The 22,782-nt window shown below is 74.9% G+C and carries 18 protein-coding genes; 12 read left to right on the forward strand and 6 right to left on the reverse strand.

Annotation, left to right across the window (positions count from 1 at the left end; translation table 11 throughout):
* Positions 1–197: 197 nt before the first annotated feature.
* Entirely contained in the window at positions 198–1,463 is a 1,266-nt protein-coding gene (locus ACFVDM_RS10650) for an AAA family ATPase (RefSeq protein WP_383635952.1), read from the forward strand.
* Complete coding sequence (locus ACFVDM_RS10655; RefSeq protein ID WP_383635955.1) at positions 1,460–2,752, forward strand: VWA-like domain-containing protein; 1,293 nt, start codon at positions 1,460–1,462, stop codon at positions 2,750–2,752. The genes ACFVDM_RS10650 and ACFVDM_RS10655 overlap by 4 nt, the downstream gene beginning before the upstream one ends.
* Before the next feature lie 69 nt (positions 2,753–2,821).
* Here ACFVDM_RS10655 and ACFVDM_RS10660 read toward each other — a convergent pair whose 3' ends face one another.
* Positions 2,822–3,400 carry a TetR/AcrR family transcriptional regulator gene (locus tag ACFVDM_RS10660; RefSeq protein ID WP_383635958.1) on the reverse strand — a complete coding sequence of 193 codons (579 nt, stop codon included), beginning with the start codon at positions 3,398–3,400 and terminating at the stop codon, positions 2,822–2,824.
* A 253-nt stretch (positions 3,401–3,653) separates the two neighbouring features.
* On the opposite strand from ACFVDM_RS10660, the gene ACFVDM_RS10665 reads away from it, so the two are divergent.
* From ACFVDM_RS10665 to ACFVDM_RS10680, 4 genes are read left to right on the forward strand one after another with little or no spacing between them, the layout of a single operon-like run.
* The gene (locus ACFVDM_RS10665) at positions 3,654–4,217 is read left to right on the forward strand and encodes a (2Fe-2S)-binding protein (protein ID WP_383635961.1); all 564 of its coding nucleotides are present in this window, start codon (positions 3,654–3,656) and stop codon (positions 4,215–4,217) included.
* On the forward strand, positions 4,214–5,206 hold the full coding sequence (locus ACFVDM_RS10670; protein ID WP_383635964.1) for an FAD binding domain-containing protein: 993 nt from the start codon (positions 4,214–4,216) through the stop codon (positions 5,204–5,206). Before ACFVDM_RS10665 ends, ACFVDM_RS10670 begins: the two co-directional genes overlap by 4 nt.
* The gene (locus tag ACFVDM_RS10675) at positions 5,203–7,341 is read left to right on the forward strand and encodes a xanthine dehydrogenase family protein molybdopterin-binding subunit (protein ID WP_383635967.1); all 2,139 of its coding nucleotides are present in this window, start codon (positions 5,203–5,205) and stop codon (positions 7,339–7,341) included. Before ACFVDM_RS10670 ends, ACFVDM_RS10675 begins: the two co-directional genes overlap by 4 nt.
* On the forward strand, positions 7,334–8,470 hold the full coding sequence (locus tag ACFVDM_RS10680; protein WP_383635970.1) for an XdhC family protein: 1,137 nt from the start codon (positions 7,334–7,336) through the stop codon (positions 8,468–8,470). The genes ACFVDM_RS10675 and ACFVDM_RS10680 overlap by 8 nt, the downstream gene beginning before the upstream one ends.
* Before the next feature lie 52 nt (positions 8,471–8,522).
* On the opposite strand, the gene ACFVDM_RS10685 is transcribed toward ACFVDM_RS10680, so the two are convergent.
* A complete protein-coding gene (locus tag ACFVDM_RS10685) occupies positions 8,523–9,038 on the reverse strand; it encodes a GNAT family N-acetyltransferase (protein WP_383635973.1) in 516 nt (171 codons plus the stop codon).
* Between the two features lie 68 nt (positions 9,039–9,106).
* Positions 9,107–10,213 carry a ribosome small subunit-dependent GTPase A gene (gene rsgA / locus ACFVDM_RS10690; protein ID WP_383635976.1) on the reverse strand — a complete coding sequence of 369 codons (1,107 nt, stop codon included), beginning with the start codon at positions 10,211–10,213 and terminating at the stop codon, positions 9,107–9,109.
* Positions 10,214–10,852: 639 nt separating this feature from the next.
* Between rsgA and ACFVDM_RS10695 the strand changes: the two genes are divergently transcribed.
* Positions 10,853–13,042, forward strand: coding sequence for an alpha-galactosidase (locus ACFVDM_RS10695; RefSeq protein WP_383635979.1), 2,190 nt, complete (start codon positions 10,853–10,855; stop codon positions 13,040–13,042).
* 42 nt (positions 13,043–13,084) lie between these two features.
* Here ACFVDM_RS10695 and ACFVDM_RS10700 read toward each other — a convergent pair whose 3' ends face one another.
* The 3 genes from ACFVDM_RS10700 to ACFVDM_RS10710 all read right to left on the reverse strand — a co-directional run bounded on the left by ACFVDM_RS10700 (position 13,085) and on the right by ACFVDM_RS10710 (position 18,403).
* Positions 13,085–14,734: an ABC-F family ATP-binding cassette domain-containing protein gene (locus ACFVDM_RS10700; protein WP_383635982.1), complete on the reverse strand. Its 1,650-nt coding sequence runs from the start codon at positions 14,732–14,734 to the stop codon at positions 13,085–13,087.
* Positions 14,735–14,800: 66 nt separating this feature from the next.
* On the reverse strand, positions 14,801–16,435 hold the full coding sequence (gene abc-f / locus ACFVDM_RS10705; RefSeq protein ID WP_383635985.1) for a ribosomal protection-like ABC-F family protein: 1,635 nt from the start codon (positions 16,433–16,435) through the stop codon (positions 14,801–14,803).
* A gap of 303 nt (positions 16,436–16,738) precedes the next feature.
* A complete protein-coding gene (locus ACFVDM_RS10710) occupies positions 16,739–18,403 on the reverse strand; it encodes an IclR family transcriptional regulator C-terminal domain-containing protein (RefSeq protein ID WP_383635988.1) in 1,665 nt (554 codons plus the stop codon).
* Positions 18,404–18,567: 164 nt separating this feature from the next.
* Between ACFVDM_RS10710 and ACFVDM_RS10715 the strand changes: the two genes are divergently transcribed.
* From ACFVDM_RS10715 to pcaB, 5 genes are read left to right on the forward strand one after another with little or no spacing between them, the layout of a single operon-like run.
* Positions 18,568–19,353, forward strand: coding sequence for a CoA transferase subunit A (locus ACFVDM_RS10715; protein WP_383635991.1), 786 nt, complete (start codon positions 18,568–18,570; stop codon positions 19,351–19,353).
* The gene (locus ACFVDM_RS10720; protein ID WP_383635994.1) at positions 19,350–19,997 is read left to right on the forward strand and encodes a CoA transferase subunit B; all 648 of its coding nucleotides are present in this window, start codon (positions 19,350–19,352) and stop codon (positions 19,995–19,997) included. Before ACFVDM_RS10715 ends, ACFVDM_RS10720 begins: the two co-directional genes overlap by 4 nt.
* Positions 19,994–20,818 carry a protocatechuate 3,4-dioxygenase subunit beta gene (gene pcaH, locus ACFVDM_RS10725; protein WP_383635997.1) on the forward strand — a complete coding sequence of 275 codons (825 nt, stop codon included), beginning with the start codon at positions 19,994–19,996 and terminating at the stop codon, positions 20,816–20,818. The genes ACFVDM_RS10720 and pcaH overlap by 4 nt, the downstream gene beginning before the upstream one ends.
* Complete coding sequence (gene pcaG, locus ACFVDM_RS10730; RefSeq protein ID WP_383636000.1) at positions 20,818–21,402, forward strand: protocatechuate 3,4-dioxygenase subunit alpha; 585 nt, start codon at positions 20,818–20,820, stop codon at positions 21,400–21,402. Before pcaH ends, pcaG begins: the two co-directional genes overlap by 1 nt.
* Entirely contained in the window at positions 21,389–22,768 is a 1,380-nt protein-coding gene (pcaB, locus tag ACFVDM_RS10735; protein WP_383636003.1) for a 3-carboxy-cis,cis-muconate cycloisomerase, read from the forward strand. Before pcaG ends, pcaB begins: the two co-directional genes overlap by 14 nt.
* Positions 22,769–22,782 lie beyond the last annotated feature (14 nt).

The following is a 22,782-nucleotide window of genomic DNA, read 5'->3' on the forward strand; positions in this document are numbered from 1 at the left end:
CCGAGGTGCGCGCGCCCGACGCGTACGGGTGAGGCGCGCCCTCCCACGGCGTACGCACGTGCCCGACTCCTGCCCCGGCCCGTCCGGACGCCTTGTGGACGAGGCCCCGACCCCCGCCGTGTCCGCACCCGGACGCGGCTCCCGCGACGGCCCCTCCGGACCGCCGCCGACCTTCGAGAACCCGAGGTGATGCCTTCATGACGACGTACACGAACACGCCCCCGACCACGCCACCGACCACACCCGCTCGGACCGACCCGCTCGATGTCGCCGGCCGGCTGACGGCCCTGCTCGACACGACCGCGACCGAGCCGCGCCCCGACACCCAACTGGAGGCGCTGACCCTGGCCGTCGCCGCCGACCTGCCCGTTCTCCTCTGGGGCGAGCCGGGGATCGGCAAGAGCGCCGCGCTCACCCAGCTCGCCGACGCGCTCGGCCTCCCGCTGACGACGGTCATCGCCAGCGTCCACGAACCGTCCGACTTCTGCGGACTGCCGATCGTCGGCGACGACCCCGCCGAACAGGGCGTCCCGATGGCACCACCGGACTGGGCGGTGCGCCTGGTCCGGGCCGGGCGCGGACTGCTCTTCCTCGACGAACTCTCCACCGCCCCGCCCGCCGTCCAGGCGGCGCTGCTCCGCCTCGTCCTGGAGCGGCGCATCGGCGCCCTCCGCCTTCCGCCCGGGGTCCGGATCGTCGCCGCGGCGAACCCCCGCTCCTCCGCCGCCGACGGCTGGGAGCTGAGCCCGCCGCTCGCCAACCGGTTCGTCCACCTCCAGTGGGTCCACGACCACGATGTCGTCGTCCGCGGACTCGGCGGGACCTGGCCGCGCGCGACGCTGCCCCGGCTGGATCCCGAACGGCTCACCGGCGCCGTGGAGTTCGCCCGCCGGGCGGTGTGCGGTCTGCTCGCCGCACGGCCCGCGCTGGTGCACCGGCTGCCCAGCGCGGAGACCCGGCGCGGCGGCGCCTGGCCCTCCCCGCGCAGCTGGGAGACGACCCTGCGTCTGATCGCCTTCGCCACCGCCGCGGACGTCTCCCGCGAGGTGCTGTCCCTGCTGGTCAGGGGCGCGGTCGGGGACGGCCCGGGGCTGGAGCTGCTGGCCGCCGTCGACCGGATGGACCTGCCGGACCCGGAGACGCTGCTGGCCGATCCGGACGCCGCCGACCTGCCGGAACGGGGCGATCTGCGCCAGGCCGTACTCGACGGGGTGGTGGCCGCCGTCCGTAAGCGGCCGGACCGGGCCCGCTGGGACGCGGCGTGGCGGTTGCTGGTCCGGGCCCTGGAGACCGGCGCCCCCGACCTCGTGGTGGTGCCCGCGACCACGCTCGCCACCCTGCGGCAGGAGGACTGGGACGTGCCGGAGACCATCGAGCGGATGGCCGGGGTCGTCTCGATCTCCCGCCGCGCGGACCGGGCTGCGGCGGCCCGCACCACGGCCCCCGTCGGGGCCGGGCGGTGAGCCCGGACGAGCCGGGCCGCCCGGCCCGGGAGGCGGGCCCGGCCGCTGCGGCGGCCCTGGACCGCGACAAGCTGTTCGCCGCCCGGCTGTTCGCGGCCCGCGCCCGCCCCTACCTCGCCACCGCCCTGTTCGCCCTGCACACCGTCGAGTCGCGGCGGGTGCCGACCATGGCCGTGGACCGCTTCTGGAGGTGCTACGTGTCACCCGCCTTCGTGGCCGCCACCCCCGTCGAAGAACTGGCCGCAGTCTGGGTCCACGAGGTCGCGCACCTGCTGCGCGACCACCACGGGCGCGGCGACTCCTACGCCCGGCGGCACGGACTCACCGGGCGCGCGGAACGGCTGCGGATGAACATCGCGGCGGACTGCGAGATCAACGACGACGCCTTCGACGAGGAGCTGCCGCGCCCGCCCGGCGCCGTCCTCCCCGCCGACCTGGCCCTGCCCGAGGGGCAGTTGATGGAGGAGTACCTGACCCGGTTCCGGCTCGGGCGGCTGACCGAGCATCTCGCCTGGCTGGACTGCGGCAGCGGCGCCGACGGGCTGGAGCGCGAATGGGACCTGGGACCGGACGGGGCGCACGGTCTGAGCGCCCAGGAACGGGACGCGGTGCGCTTCCGTGTCGCCCGGGGCATCACCGGACGGCCCGGTGACACATCGGAGAGCTGGGCGCGCTGGGCCGAGGAGGTGTTCCACCCGCCGCAGCCCTGGCGGGCGCTGCTCGGGGCCGCGGTCCGCTCGGCGGCCTCCGGGCCCGGGGCCGGCGAGGACTACTCGTACGGCAGACCGGCCCGCCGCTCGGCGAGCGTGCCCGGGGCCGTGCTGCCGAGCCTGCGGCGCCGGCCGCCCCGCGTCGCCGTCGTCATCGACACCTCCGGCTCCGTCAGCGACACCGAGCTGGGCAGCGCGCTGCTGGAGGTCGCCGCCATCTCCCGGGCCGTGGGCGGCCGCCGGGACCTGGTCACGGTCCTGTCGTGCGACGCGGCGACCCGGGTCGTGCACCCGCTGTGCCGGTCCGAGGGCATTCCGCTGGCCGGAGGCGGCGGCACGGACCTGCGCGAGGGCTTCGCCCGCGCGCTGCGCACCCGCCCCGGCCCGGACGTCGTCGTGGCCCTCACCGACGGGCAGACGCCGTGGCCCTCGGCCCCGCCGCCGTGCCGCACCGTGATCGGCCTCTTCGACCGGACCCGGCTCCCGACATGGGACGAGGACGACGCCACCTACGTCCCGGACGAACCGCCCTCCTGGGCGCGCACGGTGATGATCGGGGGCGGGCGCGCGGGACGGTGAGGTCCCGGCAGCGGTACGGGCGGGGCGCGTCCCGGCAGGTGAGCGCGGGCCCGCCCTCCCGTACGCGGGTCAGGCCGGGGGAGAGGACGCCGGGGCGCCCGCGCGCAGACCGTCCATCACCAGGTCCAGGAGCCGGGCCGCGCGCGGCTCCCACGCACCGTGCGGGTCGAGCTGCCAGAGCCCCGCGATCGCGAGCAGGAAGTCGTCCGGGGTCATCCCGGGCCGGATCGTGCCCGCCCGCTCGTTGGCGTCCAGCAACAGGACGAGGGCGCTGGTCACCGGGCCGTGGCCGAGCTGGGACAGGCTGCCGTAGCGGCTCGCCGTCGTCCGCAGCGCGTCGGCCAGACCCGCCTTCGCCATCCCGTACCGCGCCAGCCGGTCCATCCACTCCCGCAGCGCCACGTCCGGGGCACGCGTCGCCAGCAATTGCGACGCGGTCTCGGCGACCTGCTGCATCTCGTAGCGGTACACCTCCAGGACCAGGGCCTCGCGGTTGGGGAAGTTCCGGTAGAACGTGCCCTGTCCGACCCCCGCCTTCTTGGCGATCGTGCTGACGGGGGTGTCCGCGGCACGCGTCAGCTCGACAAGCGCGACGGCCAGGATGCGTTCGCGATTGCGCTGGGCGTCCGGGCGCTGAGGGGCACTCATATCGTCCCGCACACCTGCTCCTTCCGGACACACCCAACGGTTCGGCCTTGCTGGTCGGACAGCTGTCCGCTAGGTTCGACGGACAACCGGACAGCTGTCCGCTCCCCACGTACCCTAACGGTGGTTCCGGCCGGACCGGCCGACCCGTCTCCTGTGAACCGTTTACGCCACACGTATCGCCCTGTTCCATCCGGTGTGCCCACCGGATTCGTCTTGTTTCGACGCGCTCAAGCAATACGAAGGAAGGCCGACCATGTCCCCATCGACGTCCAGCGCCATCACGCTGCACATCAATGGCGAAAAATACACGCTTCCCGTCGACCACCGCACCACCCTGCTCGACGCACTCCGCGAACGTCTCGATCTGACCGGTACGAAGAAGGGCTGCGACCAGGGACAGTGCGGGGCCTGTACGGTCCTGCTCGACGGGCGGCGCACGGTCTCCTGTCTCCAGCTCGCCGTCGCCGCCGAGGGGCGCGCGGTCACCACCATCGAGGGCGTCGCCGACGGCGACCGGCTCCACCCGGTGCAGCAGGCCTTCCTCGATCTCGACGGCTACCAGTGCGGCTACTGCACCCCCGGCCAGATCTGTTCCGCCCTCGCGGTCATCGAGGAGCACGCGGCCGGCTGGCCCAGTGCCGCCACCGAGGACGTGCGGCCCGAGGCGGGACCGCCGGCGCTCACCGACGAGGAGATCCGGGAACGGATGAGCGGCAACCTCTGCCGCTGCGGCGCGTACATGTCCATCGTCCGGGCCGTCGCGCGCGCCGCCGAACGGACCGCGGCCGGCACCGCGTCCGAGGAGGCCGCCGCGTGAGGGAGTTCGGATACGAGCGCGCGCACACCGTCGCCGGGGCGGTCGCCCTGCTCGCGGCCGAGCCCGAGGCCCGGCTCCTCGGCGGCGGCACCAATCTCGTCGACCTCATGAAGGCCGGGGTGGAGCGCCCGGCCCTCCTCGTCGACGTCCAGGAACTGCCCCTCGGCGAGATCGGGTTCACCCCGGAGGGCGGGCTGCGCATCGGGGCGACCGTCACCAACAGCGACCTCGCCGCCCACCCCGAGGTGCGCCGCCACTACCCCGCCCTCGCCCAGGCCGTCCTGGCCGGCGCCTCCGGCCAGCTCCGCAACATGGCCACCGTCGGCGGCAATCTGCTCCAGCGCACCCGCTGCGGATACTTCGGAGACACCTCCAAGCCGTGCAACAAGCGCACCCCGGGCAGCGGGTGTCCCGCCCTCGCCGGCGAACACCGCAACCACGCCATCCTCGGCGCCTCCGAGCACTGCGTGGCCACCCACCCCTCGGACATGGCGGTCGCCCTCGCGGCCTTCGACGCCGTCGTGTCGTACGAGACGGCCGAGGGCCCCGGCGTCCTGCCGCTGTCCGCGTTCTACCGGCCCGTGGGGGAGACCCCGCACCTGGAGACGGACCTGCCGCCCGGGGCGCTGATCACCGGTGTCACGGTGCCGCCGGCCGCCGCCGCCGCGCACTCCCGCTACCGCAAGGTGCGCGAGCGCGCCTCGTTCGCCTTCGCCATCGGCTCGGTCGCGGCCGGGCTCGACATCCGCGACGGCGTCGTGCGCGAGGCACGGCTCGCCCTGGGCGCGGTCGCCTCCCGGCCCTGGCGGGCCCATGCGGCCGAACGGGTCCTGACCGGGGGCCCGGCGGACACCGCCGCCTTCGGCGCGGCGGCCGACGCCGAACTGGCCGCCGCACGGGCCCTGCCGGACAACGGGTACAAGGTGACGCTGATGCGCAACCTCGTCGTCGCCGTCCTCACCGAACTCGCCCAGGAGGCCGCCCGATGACCACGACGACCGACACCACGACGACCGGCCGTGCCGTCGGCACCGCACGGACGCGCGTGGAGGGCCGGGACAAGGTCACCGGGGCCGCCCGCTACGCGGGCGAGATCCCGTTCGCCGGCCTGGCCCACGGCTGGCTCGTCCTGTCGACCGTCGCCCGCGGCCGCATCAGCTCCCTGGACGACGCCCCGGCCCTCGCCATGCCCGGGGTCCTGGCCGTGCTCCACCACGGCAACGCGCCCCGCGTCGACACCGGTTACATCGGCCTGCTCGGCCGCCCCAACCCGGTCGTCGGCCTCTTCCAGCACGACCGGATCCCGTTCATGGGCTGGCCCGTCGCCCTCGTCGTCGCCGAGACCTCCGAACAGGCCAGGGAGGCCGCGGACGCGCTGCTCGTGGGGTACGAACAGGAGCCGCACGACGTGGAGTTCGCCGCCGGGCACCCCGGCGCGTACGTCCCCGAGGAGGCCATGCCCGGCGCGGGGACGGAGAAGGGAGACCTCGCGGAGCGGCTGGCGGCCTCCGCGTACGTCGTGGACGAGGAGTACACGACCCCCGAGGAGCACCACCACTCCATGGAGCCGCACGCGGCGACCGCGCGGTGGGACGGCGGCCGGCTGGAGGTCGTCGACTCCAACCAGGGCACCACCTGGGTGGCGAGCGAACTCGCCTCCCTGTTCTCCCTCGACCCCGGCTCCGTGCGCGTCCGCTCCGAGCACGTCGGCGGCGGCTTCGGCTCCAAGGGGCTCGCCCCCCACCAGGTGGGCGCCGTGATGGCGGCCACGGTGCTGCAGCGCCCCGTCCGCGTGGTGCTGACCCGGCGCCAGATGTTCTCCCTCGTCGGCTTCCGCAGCCCCACCCACCAGCGCGTGACGCTCGGCGCCGACGCCGGAGGCAGGCTGCTGGCCCTCGACCACCAGGCACTCAGCCTCACCTCCACCGTGCACGAGTTCATCGAGCCCAGCGCCACGGTGGCACGCGTCATGTACGACGCCGACGCGCACCGCACCGGACACCGCGTGGTCCGGCTCGATGTGCCGACGCCCACCTGGATGCGGGCCCCCGGCGAGACGCCGGGTTCCTTCGCCCTGGAGTCGGCCATCGACGAACTGGCCGAGAAATGCGGTCTGGACCCGGTCGAACTGCGGCTGCGCAACGAGCCGGAGACCGGACCGGTGTCCGGACTGCCCTTCAGCAAGCGGAATCTGCGGGCCTGTCTGGAGGAGGGGGCCCGCAGATTCGGCTGGGTCGGCCGGGACCCGCGCCCCGGGACGCGCCGCGAGGGGCGCTGGCTCCTCGGGACCGGGGTGGCCGCGGCCACCTTCCCCTCCGGCGTCGGCGCGTCCACGGCCTCCGCCACCGCCCTGCCGGACGGCCGTTTCACCGTACGCGTCAACGCGGCGGACATCGGCACCGGCGCCCGGACCGCGATGCTCTCCGTCGCGGCCGACGCGCTCGGCGTGGATCCGGGCCGCGTCCGGATCCTGCTCGGCGACAGCGACATCGGCCCCGCCTGGATCGCGGGCGGCTCCATGGGCACCCGCTCCTGGGCCTGGGCCGTACGGCTCGCCGCCGGAGAACTGCGCGAGATGCTCGCACTCGGCGGGACGATCCCGCCCGAGGGCCTCACCACCCGGTCGGACACCTCCGAGGCCATCCAGGCCCTGGCCCAGCTCGAACGGCACTCCTACGGCGCCCAGTTCGCGGAGGCGGCCGTCGACACCAGCACCGGTGAGGTGCGGGTGCGCCGGATGCTCGGCATCTTCGCCGCGGGCACCGTCGTCAACCCGCTGACCGCCCGCAGCCAGCTCGTCGGCGGGATGACCTGGGGCCTGTCCATGGCCCTGCACGAGGAAGCGGTCCGCGACCGGCACTCCGGCGGCTACGTCAACGCCGACCTGGCCGGATACCACGTCGCCGCCCATGCCGACGTGACCCGTGTCGAGGCGGACTGGGTCGACGACCACGACCCGCAGGACCCGGTCGGGATCAAGGGCATCGGCGAGGTCGGCATCGTCGGCGCGGCGGCCGCCGTCGCCAACGCCGTCTGGCACGCGACCGGCGTACGCCACCGCAGCCTGCCGATCCGCCCCGACCGCGTCCTCACCGCGGCACAGGAGGGAACACCGGGTGCTTGACATCGCCGCCGACCTGCACCAATGGTCCCGGGAGGGCCGGGACTTCGCCGTCGCCACCGTGGTGCGGGTCGGCGGCAGCGCCCCCCGGGGCCCCGGCGCGGCCCTGGCCGTCGACACCGGGGGCACCGCCATCGGCTCGGTCTCCGGCGGCTGCGTCGAGGGCGAGGTCTACGAACTCTGCGTCCAGGCCCTCCAGGACGGCCGGACCGCGCGCGGCCGGTTCGGCTACAGCGACGAGGACGCCTTCGCCGTGGGACTCACCTGCGGCGGCGTCCTCGACGTCCTGGTCACCCCGGTGCGCGCGGGAGCACCGGTGCTCGCGGCGGCGGTCGAGGCCGCGGTGCACGGCGAGCCCGCCGCGCTCGCCCGCGTCGCCAGGGGCCCGGACTACCTCCTCGGGCAGGCCCTGCTGGTCCGCGCCGACGGCTCGTACGAGGGCACGCTCGGCCGGCGGCCGGAGCTGGACCGGGTGGCGGCGGCCGAGGCCCGCGCCCTGCTGGACACGGGCCGCACCGGCTCCGCCGAACTCGCCGAGGACGGATCGGGCTGCCCCGGCGGACTGACGCTCTTCGTCGAGTGCAGTGTGCCCCCGCCCCGGATGATCGTGTTCGGCGCGGTGGACTTCGCCACGGCACTCGTCCGGGCCGGCAAGTTCCTCGGCCACCATGTGACGGTCTGCGACGCCCGCCCGGTCTTCGCCACCCGCGCGCGCTTCCCCGACGCCGACGACCTCGTCGTCGACTGGCCGCACCGCTATCTCGCGAGCACCGCGACCGACGCCCGCACCGTCCTCTGCGTCCTCACCCACGACCCCCGCTTCGACATCCCCCTCCTGGAGACCGCCCTCCGGCTCCCCGTCGCCTACATCGGCGCGATGGGCTCCCGCCGCACGCACGAGGACCGCCAACGCCGGCTGCGCGAAGCAGGTCTCACCGACCGGGAACTGAACCGCCTCCACTCCCCGATCGGCCTCGACCTCGGTGCCCGCACCCCGGAGGAGACCGCCCTCTCCATCGTCGCCGAGATCGTCGCCGAACGCCGGGGCGGCACAGGCACCCGGCTGACCGGGGCGGGCACACCGATCCACCACGACGCCAGGGAACCGCTGCCCACCTCCGTGGACCCGTGACCGTACGACCCGGCCCCCGCCGTCGAGCGGGGCCGGGTCGTACCCGCGTCCGTCAGACGCCGAAGGGCGCCGGATAGTGGATGGTGCCCGACGGTACGGGTGCCGTGCTGTCGAGGGCGAGGACCATCATGGCCTCGTCGGGAACCTCGAAGGCGGGGCGGATGCCGTACCGCGAGGCCGGGGTGAACCCGAACCGCGGGTAGTAGTCCGGGTGTCCCAGGCAGGTGACGATGTTCTCGCCCCGGACCCGCGCGGCTTCGAGCGCGGCACGGATCACGGCGGATCCCGCGCCCGTCCTCTGATACGCGGGAAGCACCGCGCACGGGCCCAGCACCAGGGCCGGGGAGTCGTCGACGCGGCAGCGGGTCAGCAGCGCGAAGGCCGCGAGGGTGCCGTCGGGGGCTTCCGCGACCAGGGAGAGGCCGGCAATCCAGGCCGGGTCGGTGCGCAGGGCCTCGACGAGGTCGGCCTCCAACGCGGTCGGGAACGCGCCGAGGTTGACCTCGCGGATCGCGTCGGCGTCGGCGGCCGTTTCGGGGCGGGTGGTCCAGGTGACGGAGTCGTTCATGAGGAGAGCCGGGTCCGTTTCGTGAAGAGGAAGGGGGAGGGGGGTCGGAGCGGTGCTGCCGTGCGCCGTCACTGCCGGCGCTCGCGGAAGCGGTAGGTCGCGCGCAGATGGCGGGTGATGGACTTCTGCTGGTCGGTGCGGCCGGCCCGCATCCGGGCGTCGCTCCGCGAGGCCGCCCAGTCGCTCTCGCGCAGCAGCTTGCGATAGCTGTCCAGGCGGCGTTCGCTCAACCGGCCGGAGCGGATCGCCTTCCGGACCGCGCAGCCGGGCTCGCTGTCATGACCGCAGTCCCGGAATCCGCACTCCTGGGCGAGCTCTTCGATCTCGGCGAAGACCTGCTCCAGACCGTCGGCGGCGTCCTGGAGACCGATCCCGCGCAGCCCCGGGGTGTCGATGAGCACGCCCCCGCCGGGCAGCGGGAGCAGTTCGCGGTGAACCGTGGTGTGCCGGCCCTTGCCGTCCTGGGCTCGGACCGCGCCCGTTGCCAGGACGTCGGCGCCGAGGAGCGCGTTGGCGAGCGTGGACTTGCCCGCGCCCGAGGGGCCGAGCAGCACCGTGGTGCCGTGGGTCAGCGCGGTCAGGATGTCCAGGCCGGCACCGGTGGCGGCGCTGGTGACCACGGTGTCGACGCCCGGCGCCAGCGCGGCGACCTCGGACTGCGCGGCGTCGGCGTCGGACGGGTCCGCGAGGTCCTGCTTGGTGAGGGCCAGCACGGGCACGGCACCGCTGTCCCAGGCCAGGGCGAGCAGCCGCTCGATCCGGCCCGGGTTCGGCGGGGCCGCCAGGGGGACGGCGACGACCACGGTGTCGATGTTGGCGGCCAGTGCCTGCCCGTGCGAGGAGCGGCCGGCGGCGGAGCGCACGATGACACTCCGGCGCGGCAGCAGGGCCACCAGCTGCGGATCGGAGCCGGTGCGCAGACCGGCCCAGTCCCCGGTGCAGGGGGAGAGGACGGGGTCCGGTGACGACACCGCCGCGGAGCCGGCCCGCACCGGGCCGGACTCCGTGACCACGTCGCACCGGCCGCGGTCGACCCGGACGATCCGGGCCGGAACCAGACCGTCGGCGCGATGCGCGGTGAAATCACGGTCGAGCGCTTCGTCCCATCCGAAAGCGGCCAGTGCGGAACCGGCCCCGTCGGAGGACGAGGAAGAGGTGAAGAAGGAGGATGACAACGTCAGAGACCTTTGAACGAGGGCCCCGCCAGGACGTCACACCACCATGCGAGCGGACACGCTCGGAGCAGGGTGGAGAAGAACGAACTCAGACCGGGACCCGGGACGTGAGGATGGCCCGGGTGCTGCGGAAAGCAGCGGTCTCCACCGCGGTCATGAACCTCACCTCCCTCATGTCGTCACCAGCCGAAAATTCCTCCGGAAGGCTATCACCCGGCACAGCGGCCGGCCAGCGGACGACGGATCCCCCGGGCCCGGCAGGAGGCCCGGGGCACACGACCTCGGACCGTCACCTTCCGCACGGACCTCGGCGGCCGGGAGGAGGGCCCCGGCGAAGGCGACGCCTGGGAGCGGTACGACTGCGTGGTCGCCGAGTTCCTGTTCCGCGTGCTCACGGACGCCGGTGTCGGCTGCCCGACCGCCAGGATCGCCGCGCACTGCTTCCTGGACTACGAGTGAGCGATCACCGGGGTTCCGACGGCGCCAGCATGGGCATGCCATGGCGGGAGAGGTGCCCGCCCGGGTGAACGAGGAGGCGGCAGCGGGGAAGCCGTGACGGTTTCGGCGGTGCCACCCCGGTCCCGGGGGCAGCCGCGTCACCCGTGCCGCACCTCGGCCCCGGACCGGAGAGGACCCCGCATGACCCGCAGCACCGCCCGGATCGTCCATCTGCGCGCGGGCGGGGTGAGCCTCGCCGTCGAACTGCTCGCCCCGGTGCCCCGCGTGCTGCACTGGGGCGAGGACCTCGGCCCGCTCGGCGACGACGCGCTCGCGGCGCTCGCCCTGTCGGGGGACGGCGCCGGGCTGCACTGCGCCCCGGACGAACCCCGCCGGTTCACGGTCTGGCCCACCCAGGCCGAGGGCTGGTCCGGAACCCCCGGCCACGAGGGCCACCGCGCCGGAACCGACACCACCCCCCGGCTCAGGACGACCGGCACCGAGGAGAGCGCCGACTCCCTGGTGATCGGCCTCCACGACGACGACGCGGGACTCGACCACACCCTCACCTACCGGCTCGACCCCTCCGGCATCCTCGCCGTGCACACCCGGATCGCCGCCCCGGCGGACGCCCCCGGCCCCGCCCCGTACGACCTCGCCGCCGCCACCGTGCTGCTCCCGCTGCCCGGCCGGGCCCAGGAAGTCATGGACTTCACCGGCACCTGGTGCCGCGAACGCGCACCGCAGCGCACCCCGCTCACCCACACCGGGCACGTCCGCGAGGTGCGCCGGGGCCGCCCCGGCCACGACGCCCCGCATCTGCTCACCGTCGGCGTGCCCGGCTTCGGCTTCCGTACGGGCGAGGTCTGGGCGGTCCACGTCGGCTGGAGCGGCAACCAGCGCTGGCTGGCCGAGCGCCGCCCCGAGGGCGCGGGCGTGCACGGCGCGGTGCTCGGCGGCGGCGAACTCCTCGTGCCCGGCGAGATCCGGCTCGCCCCCGGAGACTCCTACACCTCGCCCGAGTGCTTCTTCGCCTGGTCCGCCGACGGACTCGACGGCCTGGCCGACCGCTTCCACACCCTGCTCCGCTCCCGTCCCGGCCACCCCTCCTCCCCGCGCCCGCTGACCCTCAACACCTGGGAGGCCGTCTACTTCGACCACCGGCCCGAACGGCTGCTCGCCCTGGCCGACGCGGCGGCCGCCGTCGGCGTGGAGCGGCTCGTCCTGGACGACGGCTGGTTCCTCGGCCGCCGCGACGACACCGCCGGCCTCGGCGACTGGAGCGTGGACCCGGCCGTCTGGCCCGACGGGCTGGGCCCGCTGGCCGACCGGGTGCACGGCCACGGCATGGAGTTCGGCCTCTGGGTGGAACCGGAGATGGTCAACCTCGACTCGCGGCTCGCCCGGGAGCACCCCGAATGGATCCTCGGCCCGTCGGCCGGACTCGGACCGGCGTCCCGGCACCAGTACGTGCTCGACGTGGCCCACGAAGGCGCGTTCGCCCACCTCCTGGAATCGCTGGACGCACTGGTCGGCGCGTACGGCATCGACTACCTGAAGTGGGACCACAACCGGGACCTGCACGAGCCCGTGCACCGCGACGCCCACGGCGGCGACCGTCCGGGCACGCACGCCCAGACGCACGCCCTGTACCGGCTCATGGACACGCTCAGGGCCCGCCGCCCCAACCTGGAGATCGAGTCCTGCTCCAGCGGCGGCGGCCGGGTCGACCTCGGTGTCCTCGCCCGCACCGACCGCGTCTGGGCCTCGGACTGCAACGACCCCGTCGAACGCCAGGCGATCCAGCGCTGGACCGGACAACTGCTGCCGCCCGAACTCGTCGGCGCCCATGTCGGCGGACCCCGCAGCCACACGACCGCCCGGGTCACCGACGGTTCGTTCCGTCTGATCACCGCCCTGTTCGGGCACGCCGGCATCGAGGACGACCTGACCGCCCGCACCCCGGACGAACGGGCCGCGCTGACCCGCTGGGCCGCGCTGTACAAGGAGGTACGCGGTCTGCTGCACGGCGGACGCGTCGTCCGCGCCGACCTGGGCGACGACGCCACGTATCTCCACGGCGTCGTCGCCCCCGACGCCCGCACCGCCCTGTACTGCTGGGCCCGCACCGCGACGTCCGTACCCGCCCAGTCGGGCCGGGTGCCCCTCCCGGGCCTCGTACCGGAGCGCGCCTACCGCATCAGGATCCGCACCGAGGCCGGGCTGCCGTCCTTCCACCAGGTGACCGCCCCCGCCTGGTACGGGGCCGCGCTCGACGGCTGGGTGCCCGTGCCCGGCACCGTGCTCACCCGCGCAGGGCTGCCCCTGCCGACCCTCGACCCGGCCCAGGCCCTCCTGATCGAGGTCGGCGAACAGCCCCCGGCCGGCTGAGGGAGGCGGGCCGCGCCCCGGGGAGCCGAGGGCCCCGGGCGGTCACGCGCCGAGCCGGAACTCCCGCCCCTGCCAGCGCCGCCGCAGCCAGCGGTCGTGACTGGCCACGACCACCGCCCCGGGCCCGGGGCCGAGCGCGTCCTCCAACTCGTCGCACAGACGCGGCGACAGATGGTTGGTCGGCTCGTCCAGCAGCAGGAGCTGCGGCGGACGCGCGGTGAGCATCGCCAGGGCCAGCCGCCGTCGCTGACCGGCCGACAGACGCCCCACCGGGGTGTCGAAGTCGTGCGCGTGGATCAGCCCCAGTGAGGCGAGCGGCACCGCCTCGGCGCGCTCGGCGCCGAGCGTGGTCTCGTACACCGTCCGGACCGTGCGCTCCGGACGGGCGAAACGGGTGTCCTGGGCGAGCATCGCCCAGAACAGGTCCGGCCGCCGCTCCACCTCGCCCCGCGCCTCCAGCCGCCCGGCGATGACCGCCAGCAGCGTGGACTTCCCCACACCGTTGCCGCCGGTCACCAGCAGCCGGTCCCGTGCCGTCACGTCGAGACGGTCGACCGAGAGCCGGCCCGGGACGTCGACGCCGCGCAGCGACACCAGCGTGCCGTCCTCCGACTCGCCGGTCAGGGCGGTGTGCCGGAACCGCAGCGGCGGGGGCGGCTGGGGGACCCGGGTGCGCTCCAGCTCCTCCACCCGGCGCGAGGCGTTGCGGACGCGGCGGGCGATCTGGCTCTGCACCCGGCCCGCCCGCAGCCCGTAGCCCATCTTCTCGCTGTCGCGCGGGCCCCGGTCCGGCGCGACGGCGCGGGCGGTCACGTCCGCCGACCGCCGCAGCGCGGCCAGCTCCTGCTCCTCCTCGGCGAACCGCCGCTCCCAGCGCGCCCGTTCGGCACGCTTCCCGGCCAGATAGCCGGTGTAGTCCCCGCCGTACCGCACCGGACCGTCGACCGCGGGATCGAGGTCGACCAGGTCCGTGCAGACGGCGTCCAGGAAGGCCCGGTCGTGGCTGGCGATCACCACCGGACCGGACACGGCCCGCATCTGCTCCTCGACGAACGCCGCCGCCTCGTCGTCGAGATGGTTCGTCGGCTCGTCCAGCAGCAGGGCGCCGGGCCGCCGCACCAGCAGCGCGGCGAGCGCCAGCCGGCCGCGCTGACCGCCCGACAGCGAACCGAGCGTCCGCCCGTGCTCCAGCGCGCCGAGACCGAGCCCGGTCAGCAGGACCCCGGCACGCCGGTCGGCGTCCCAGACCTCACGCTCCTCGGCCCGCTCCAGCAGCCCGCCGTACGCCTCCAGCAGCGCGGCGTACTCGGGGGAGCTCTCGTCGGTCACGGCGAGCCGGGCCGAGAGCCGCTCCAGCTCCGCCACATCGGCGCGGGCCTCGCGCAGCGCCTCGTCCAGGACGTCGGCGATCGTCGCGCCGGCGTCGTACGCCATCTCCTGGTGGAGGAAGCCCACATCGGCGGGGCGGGTCACGGAGCCGGAGTCCGGTGCGTCCGCACCGGCCAGCAGCCGCAGCAGCGTCGACTTGCCGACCCCGTTCTCGCCGATGAGGCCGATGCGGTGGCCGGGGGACGCGGTGAGGGAGACCCCGTCCAGGACGCGCCGTCCACCGAGGGCGCGGACGAGGTCGTGGGCGAGCAGGGCGGACGGGGCGGACGGAACGGAAGGGGACAGGGGGTGGTGCCGGGTCATGAGGGAACTCCCACGGGGTCGTTGGACGGCCCGCCGGTCGACGGGCCGGAACCGCACGTCAGGAGGTCATGACAGCGGCACCCCGGTCTCCGTGAGCACCCCGTCGGCCAGCCGCAGCCGGCGCTCCACCCCGATCCTCTCCAGGAACCGCTCGTCGTGGCTGACGACCACGAACGCGCCCCGGTACGAGCCGAGCGCGCTCTCCAGCTGGTCGGCGCTGACCAGGTCGAGGTTGTTGGTCGGCTCGTCCAGGAGCAGCAGCTGCGGGGCCGGCTCCGCGCAGAGCACGCAGGCCAGGGTGGCCCGCAGCCGCTCCCCGCCCGACAGTACGGCGACGGGCAGATGGGCGCGGTCCCCGCGGAACAGGAAGCGGGCCAGCAGGTTCATCCGCTCCGCCTCCGTGCGGTGCGGGGCGAAGTCCGCGAAGTTCTCCGCCACCGTGCGGGCGGAGTCCAGCAGATCGAGGCGCTGCGACAGATAGGCGATCCGCCCGTCCGCCCGCCTGATGCTGCCCGCGGACGGTTCCAGATCACCGGTGACCAGCCGCAGCAGCGTGCTCTTTCCCGCCCCGTTGGGCCCCGTCAGCGCGATGCGCTCGGGACCCCGGACCGTCAGGTCGATGCCCGGCGCGGCGAACTGCTCCCGGTCGCCGAGGCGGACCTGGAGCCCCTCGGCGAGCAGCACCGTCCGCCCGGCCGGAACATCGGTGTCCGGCAGGTCGAGCGTGATGTGCTGGTCGTCGCGCACGGCGCGCCCGGCCTCGTCGAGCCGGGCCTTGGCCTCGCCCACCCGAGAGGCGTGGGTCTGGCCGGCCCGGCCCGCGGACTCCTGGGCGCCGCGCTTCATGTTCCCGGCGAAGATGCGGGGCAGGCCCGCGTTCTTGAGGTTGCGGGCGGCGTTGCTCGCCCGGCGCTCGGCCCGCTCCCGGGCCTGCTGCATCTCCCGCTTCTCGCGCTTCAGTTCCTGCTCGGCATTGCGGACGTTCTTCTCGGCGACCTCCTGCTCGGCCCGGACGGCCTCCTCGTACGCGGTGAAGTCGCCTCCGTACAGCCGCAGTTCACCCGCGTTCAGCTCGGCGATGCGGTTCATGCGGTCGAGCAGGGCCCGGTCGTGGCTGACGAGCAGCAGCGTGCCGTTCCACGTCTCCAGCGTGTCGTAGAGGGCATGGCGGGCGTCGAGGTCCAGATTGTTCGTCGGCTCGTCCAGCAGCAGCACGTCGGGTGACTTCAGCAGCTGTGCGGCCAGCCCCAGCGAGACGACCTGGCCGCCACTGAGCGTGCCGATGCCCCGGTCCAGGGCGAGGCCGCCGAGACCGAGCCGGTCGAGCTGGGCGCGGGTGCGCTCCTCGATGTCCCAGTCGTCGCCGATCACGGCGAAGTGCTTCTCGTCCACGTCGCCGGACTCGACGGCGTCGAGCGCGCGGATCACCGCGTCGACGCCCAGGACCTCGGCCACCGACAGATCGCCGGTCAGCGGAAGGGTCTGCGGGAGATAGCCCAGCGTGCCCTCCACGGTGACGGAGCCGCCGGTGGGGCGCAGCTCGCCCGCGATCAGCCGGAGCAGGGTGCTCTTGCCCGATCCGTTGGGCGCGACGAGGCCCGTGCGGCCGGGGCCCACGGTGAAGGAGAGCCCGGCGAAGACGGGGGTGTCGTCGGGCCAGGAGAAGGAGAGCTTGGAGCAGATGATGGATGCGTCGGACATACGGAAGACCTCGGTGTGTGCATTCCGGAGTCGGCACGGACTGCCGTCCGGAGAATGGCCGAAAGGGACAACGACATGGCCACTTCGCCGGCGCTTCTGGGCGCCCGCGGTGGCCGATCACTACCGGGTCTCACCCGGAGATGTCGTCGTCGCCTGCCATGTCTGGTCTCCTCGTCACACGCGGCCCGCTGCCGGACAGCACGACGATCTTAACAGCCGGCCCCCGGCGGGGCCCGTGGATTTATGCCGGCCCCTCGGGGCGGGAAGGTCCGGCGGGTCCGCTCCGGCGGGCCGGGGCGCAGGTCAGAGGGCGGGGACGCGGACGAACCGTTCGGTCGGATGCAGATCGGCCTCGATGCGGGCGGCCGCCTCGCGCAGGGCGGGCAGCACGTCCGAGGCGCACTCCTCAAGGGTGCGGCTGCCTGCGTGCATGGCCACGTTCACCGCCGCGACCACCGCGCCGTGGCGGTCACGGACCGGAACGGCCAGTGAGCGCAGCCCCGCCTCCAGCTCCTCGTCGACGAGCGCCCACGACGCGGCGCGGACCCGGTCCAGGACGGTGCGCAGCTCGTCCCGGTCGGTGACGGTGCGCCCGGTGAGGGCGTGCGGTGTGCTCCGCGCGAGCCGGGCGTCGCGTTCGGCCTCCGGAAGCGCGGCCAGCAGCACCCGGCCCATCGAGGTGGCGTACGCCGGAAAGCGCGTCCCCACCGTGATGTTGACGTTCATGATGCGTCGCGTCGCGACCCGTGCGACGTACTGGACCTCGTCCCCGACGAGGACGGCCAGGGACGCCGAGTCCCGGACCCGCTCGGTGAGCGCCGCGAGGTGCGGCTGGGCGATCTGCGGGAGTGCCGCCCGGGACAACGGCGGGTAGCCGAGGGCGAGTACGCGCGGGGTGAGGTGGTGCGTCCGGTCCCGCGCGGTGACGTAGCCGAGGTGTTCCAGGGTGATCAGGGCCCGCCGGGCGGTCGCCCTGGCCAGACCGGTGGCGCGGGCCACCTCGCTCAGGGTGAGCGCGTCCCGGCCGGCGCCGAAGGCGGCCATCACGCTCAGGCCCCGGGCCAGGGACTCGTTGAAGTCGCGGCCCAGCTCCTGTTTGGACGCGCCGGTCCAGGAGGCGAGCGCGGTGGGGGAGTCCGGGGCGGCGGGCGGGGCCTCGCGCAGCTCCCGTTCCATCTCCCCGGCCGCCGCCAGCAGCCGGGGCAGCAGGGTCTCGCGCAGGGAGGCGGCGGTGTGCCGGCTGGTGTGGCTGACGACGCTGAGGAAACAGTCCGGGGAGCCGTCCGGGGCACGCACCGGTACGGCGAGGGCGACGAGCCCCGGTTCGATCAGCTGGTCGTCCAGGGCCCAGCCGTCCCGCCCCGCCCGCCCGGCCCGCGCGGCGAACTCCGCCTCGTCGGCCGGCGGACGGGGCGGCGCCGCCGGGAAGGCCCCGCCGTCCGGGTCCTCGGCCCGGCGCTCCCGCCACCTCCGCCACTCCTCCTCGTCCCAGCCGGCCGCCAGGAGCGGTCCGGGAGCGGTCCGTTCGACGGGCAGCGGATCGCCGATGCGGAAGCTGAGCGACATCGCGCGGCGCCGGGTGGCCTGATGGACGAAGCGGATGCCGTCGCCGTCGGCCACCGCGAGGGAGACCGATTCGTCGAGCGCGTCGGCCAGCGCGTCGGCGCGCCCGCCGAGCAGGTCCGGAAGGCGCAGCGCGGAGAGATAGGCGTTGCCCAGCTCCATCAGGCGCGGGGCGAGCACCACGTCGCGGCCCTCCACCCGGACGTACTCCATCCGGACCAGGGTCGCGACGATCCGGTCCACCGTGGAACGGGCCAGTCCGGTGGCGCGTTCGAGGGCGCTCGGGCTCATCGTGCCGCCCTCGTCGGTGAGGCGGCGCAGCACGGCGATGCCCCGGATCAGCGGGGTGACGGCCTCGGCGGGCGGCTCCGTGCCGGTCGCGCGGTCGGTGGGGGTCGGTGGCATCGGCTCTCCGTGGTGCGTGGTGGGGACACAGTAATGAGGCGGGCGACGGGGCGGCCCGGCGGTGGTGGCGGGCCGGCCGTTGACAGGGCGCGGGGGCGGCGGCAGACTCCGGGCCAAGAATAGTGAAAAAAACTTCACTATGCGAACAACTGGGGAGTCGTCCCATGGACAAAGTGGTCGCCTCCGCCGCGCGGGCCGTGGCCGATGTGCCGGACGGCGCCTCGCTCGCGGTGGGCGGATTCGGGCTCAGCGGCGTCCCCGACACCCTGATCGCCGCCCTTCACGCCCGGGGCACCCGCGATCTGCGCGTCGTCTCCAACAACTGCGGCGCCCAGGAGTCCGGGCTCGCCACCCTGCTCGCCGCCGGCCGCATCAGCCGGGTCACCGGCTCGTACATCGGGGCCAACAAGGAGTTCGGCCGCCAGTACCTGGCCGGCGAACTGGAACTGGAACTCATCCCGCAGGGCACCCTCGCCGAGCGGCTGCGGGCGGGCGGGGCCGGCATCCCCGCCTTCTACACCCCGGCCGGGGTCGGCACGCTCGTCGCCGACGGCGGCATGCCCTGGCGCTACGACGGACGCGGCGGCGTCGCGGTCGCCTCCCCGGCCAAGGAGGTCCGCGACTTCGACGGCGTCCCCCACGTCCTGGAGCACGGCATCCGCACCGACTTCGCCCTCGTCCGGGCAGCCCGGGGCGACCGGCACGGGAACCTCGTCTTCAGCAAGGCCGCCCGCAACTTCAACCCGCTCGCCGCCATGGCGGGCCGGATCACCGTCGCCGAGGTCGAGGAACTCGTCGAACCCGGCGCGATCGACCCCGACCAGGTCCACCTCCCCGGCGTCTTCGTCCGGCGCGTCGTCCTGCTCACCCCCGCGCAGGCCGCCGCCAAACGGATCGAGAGGCGCACCGTGACCCCACGCCCCACCCCCGACGAGGACGGCCGCCGATGAGCTGGACCCGCCAGGAGATGGCCGCCCGCGCGGCCGCCGAACTCCGCGACGGCGAGTACGTCAACCTGGGCATCGGCCTGCCGACGCTGATCCCCAACCATCTGCCCCCGGACGTGCACGTCGTCCTGGAGTCCGAGAACGGCATCCTCGGCACCGGCCCCTTCCCGTACGAGGAGGACGTCGACCCCGACCTCATCAACGCGGGCAAGGAGACCGTCACGGTCCTGCCCGGCGCCTCGTTCTTCGACTCGGCGCTCTCCTTCGCCATGATCCGGGGCGGCCACATCGACACGGCCGTCCTCGGCGCCATGCAGGTCTCCGCGCGCGGCGACCTCGCCAACTGGGCCGTGCCCGGACAGCTCGTCACCGGCATCGGCGGCGCCATGGACCTCGTGCACGGGGCGCGCCGCGTCATCGTGACCATGACCCACACCGCCAAGGACGGCAGCCCCAAGCTCGTCGAGCGCTGCACGCTGCCGCTCACCGGCCGCGCCTGCGTCCACCGCATCATCACCGACCTGGCCGTCCTGGACATCACCCCCGACGGACTGCTCCTGGTCGAGACCGCGCCCGGCGTCGACGCCGCCGAGGTGCGCGCCCGCACCGACGCCCCCGTACACGAGAGTGAGGACCGACCCGCATGACCGCCCCCGCCGCCCCGCGCATACCGGACCGGGCCGGAACCGATGCCGCCCCGCGCACACCCGGCCAGGCCGCGATCACCGCCGAGATCGACGCCGCCCGCAGTGCCTACGCCGCCGCCCGCGCGGCCGGCGCGCCCGCCCGCCCGCACCCCGCCCGGGACTACGCCCCCTACCGCTCCACCACCCTGCGCCATCCCCGCACCCCCCTGGCGGCCGTCGGTGACGACCCCGAGGCCGTCGAACTCTCCGGCCCGGTCTTCGGCGTCACCGACATCACCGACCTCGACCACGACCTGACCCGGCAGCACCACGGCGAACCGCTCGGCGAACGCATCACCGTCTCCGGCCGCGTCCTCGACCGCTCCGGCCGCCCCGTGCGCGGCCAGCTCGTCGAGATCTGGCAGGCCAACGCCTCGGGCCGCTACGCCCATCTGCGCGACCAGCACCCCGCCCCGCTCGACCCCCACTTCACGGGCGTCGGCCGCTGTCTGACGGACGACCGGGGCGGTTACGCGTTCACCACGATCAGGCCCGGTGCCTATCCGTGGCGCAACCACACCAACGCCTGGCGCCCCGCGCACATCCACTTCTCGCTGTTCGGCACCGCGTTCACCCAGCGGCTCGTCACCCAGATGTACTTCCCCGGCGATCCGCTCTTCCCCTACGACCCGATCCTCCAGTCCGTCACCGACGACGCCGCGCGCGAACGGCTCGTCGCCGCGTACGACCACGAACGGTCCGTCCCCGAGCGCTCGCTCGGCTACCGCTGGGACATCGTCCTCGACGGCCCGTCCGCCACCTGGACCGAGGAAGGCCGCTGATGCCCGCCACCCCGCCGCCCGGCCCCACCCCGTCGCAGACCGTCGGACCCTTCTACGGATACGCCCTGCCCTTCACCGGAGGCGGCGACCTCGCCCCGCCGGGACATCCCGACGCGCTCGTCGTGCACGGCCGGGTCCTCGACGGGGCCGGGGAGCCGGTCCCGGACGCGCTCGTGGAGGTGTGGCAGCCCGCGCCCGACGGATCGCGGCACGGGGCACCCGGCTCCCTGCGCCGCGACCCCGTCACCGGCGCGGTCGCCGGCCGCCACGGCCTCGCCTTCACCGGCTTCGGCCGGGTCCCGACGGACGCCGACGGCCACTACGCCGTACGCACCCTGCCCCCGGGCGGCGCCCCCTACCTCGCCCTCGCGGTCTTCGCCCGCGGGCTGACCCACCATCTGTACACCCGCGCCTACCTGCACGACGCCCCGGGCCTCGGCGCCGACCGGCTCCTCGCCCGGCTGCCCGGTGCACGGCGCGCGACCCTGGTCACGGTGGCGGAGGGCGACGGCGTCCACCGGTTCGACATCCGCCTCCAGCACGACGGCGTACACGAGGAGACGGTCTTCCTTGACTTCGGCTGACCCCGCCGCCGACATCGGACTGCTGGCACCCGTACGGGCCGGAACGGCCGTGGCGGACGCGACCGGCGACACGGCGTACCTCCAGGCCCTGCTCGACGCCGAGACCGCCCTGGTCCGCGCGCGCGAAGCGCTCGGCCAGGCCCCGCCCGGGACCGCGCGCGCCGTCGCGGCGGCCGGGGACGTACGCCGATACGACCTCCGCTCCCTGGCGGTTCGCGCCCGCGCCGGGGGCAACCCGGTCATCCCGCTGGTCGCCGACCTGACGGCCGCCGTCGCCGCGCACGCCCCGGAGGCCGCCGCCCAGGTGCACCGGGGCGCGACCAGCCAGGACATCCTGGACACGGCGGCCATGACGGTGGCCGCCGGGGCGCTGCGGACGATCCTGGCCGATCTGGACCGCACCGCGAACGCACTCGCCCGCCTCGCCGCCGAGCACCGCGACACGCCGATGGCGGGCCGCACCCTCACCCAGCACGCCGTCCCGACCACCTTCGGCCTGAAGGCGGCCGGCTGGCGCTCCCTGGTGCTCGACGCCCGCGACCGCCTCGCCGCCGTCCTCGCCCGGCTGCCGGTCCAACTCGGTGGCGCGGCAGGCACCTTGGCGGCCCTCACGGACCCGGCGGACCCCGACCCGGAGGCCGCGATCCGCCTGGTCGAGGCGTACGCGGCCGAGACCGGACTCGCCGTACCCACGCTGCCGTGGCACACCCTGCGCACCCCCGTCGCCGACCTCGCGGGGGCGCTGGCCCTCACCTCCGGGGCCCTCGGGAAGATCGCGGCGGACGTCCTCGTCCTCTCCCGCACCGAGATCGGCGAACTCGCCGAGGGCAGCGGGGGAGGCTCCTCCGCCATGCCCCACAAGGCGAACCCCGCCCGAGCCGTGCTCATCGCCTCGGCCGCCCGGCAGACGCCCGCGCTGGCCGCCGTCCTGTACGGCGCGCTCGCCGCCGAGGACGAACGCCCGCCCGGCGCCTGGCACGCCGAATGGCAGCCCCTGCGCGAGGCGTTGCGCACCACCGGCGGAGCCGCCGAGGCCGCCGCCGCGCTCACCGAGGGGCTGCGGGTCCACCCCCGGCGCATGCGCGAGAACCTGGACGCGACCGGCGGGCTCGTCGTCAGCGAACGGATCGCCGCCGCGCTCGCCCCACGCCTCGGACGCGCCGCCGCCCGGACGGCGGTCGCCGAGGCGGCGGCCCGCACCGCCCGTGAACCCGTCACCTTCCGCGACGCCCTCACCGCACACCCCGCCCTCGCGGGCACCCTGTCCGACGACGACCTCGCCCCCCTCACCGACCCGTCCGGCTGCACCGGCGCGGCCGGTCCCCTGGTCGACCGGGCCCTGAGCCGGGGCCGCGCGCCGGGATGAGCCGTACGGCACCC

It is taken from the genome of Streptomyces sp. NPDC057682 (assembly GCF_042799575.1).
GTDB lineage: Bacteria > Actinomycetota > Actinomycetes > Streptomycetales > Streptomycetaceae > Streptomyces.

Coding starts and splice junctions, on each gene's coding strand:
- ACFVDM_RS10715 (WP_383635991.1), top strand. CDS start 18,568: ATGGACAAAGTGGTCGCCTCCGCCGCGCGGGCCGTGGCCGATGTGCCG.
- pcaH (WP_383635997.1), top strand. CDS start 19,994: ATGACCGCCCCCGCCGCCCCGCGCATACCGGACCGGGCCGGAACCGAT.
- ACFVDM_RS10720 (WP_383635994.1), top strand. CDS start 19,350: ATGAGCTGGACCCGCCAGGAGATGGCCGCCCGCGCGGCCGCCGAACTC.
- ACFVDM_RS10665 (WP_383635961.1), top strand. CDS start 3,654: ATGTCCCCATCGACGTCCAGCGCCATCACGCTGCACATCAATGGCGAA.
- ACFVDM_RS10685 (WP_383635973.1), bottom strand. CDS start 9,038: ATGAACGACTCCGTCACCTGGACCACCCGCCCCGAAACGGCCGCCGAC.
- abc-f (WP_383635985.1), bottom strand. CDS start 16,435: ATGTCCGACGCATCCATCATCTGCTCCAAGCTCTCCTTCTCCTGGCCC.
- ACFVDM_RS10660 (WP_383635958.1), bottom strand. CDS start 3,400: ATGAGTGCCCCTCAGCGCCCGGACGCCCAGCGCAATCGCGAACGCATC.
- ACFVDM_RS10675 (WP_383635967.1), top strand. CDS start 5,203: ATGACCACGACGACCGACACCACGACGACCGGCCGTGCCGTCGGCACC.
- ACFVDM_RS10695 (WP_383635979.1), top strand. CDS start 10,853: ATGACCCGCAGCACCGCCCGGATCGTCCATCTGCGCGCGGGCGGGGTG.
- pcaG (WP_383636000.1), top strand. CDS start 20,818: ATGCCCGCCACCCCGCCGCCCGGCCCCACCCCGTCGCAGACCGTCGGA.
- ACFVDM_RS10710 (WP_383635988.1), bottom strand. CDS start 18,403: ATGCCACCGACCCCCACCGACCGCGCGACCGGCACGGAGCCGCCCGCC.
- ACFVDM_RS10700 (WP_383635982.1), bottom strand. CDS start 14,734: ATGACCCGGCACCACCCCCTGTCCCCTTCCGTTCCGTCCGCCCCGTCC.
- ACFVDM_RS10650 (WP_383635952.1), top strand. CDS start 198: ATGACGACGTACACGAACACGCCCCCGACCACGCCACCGACCACACCC.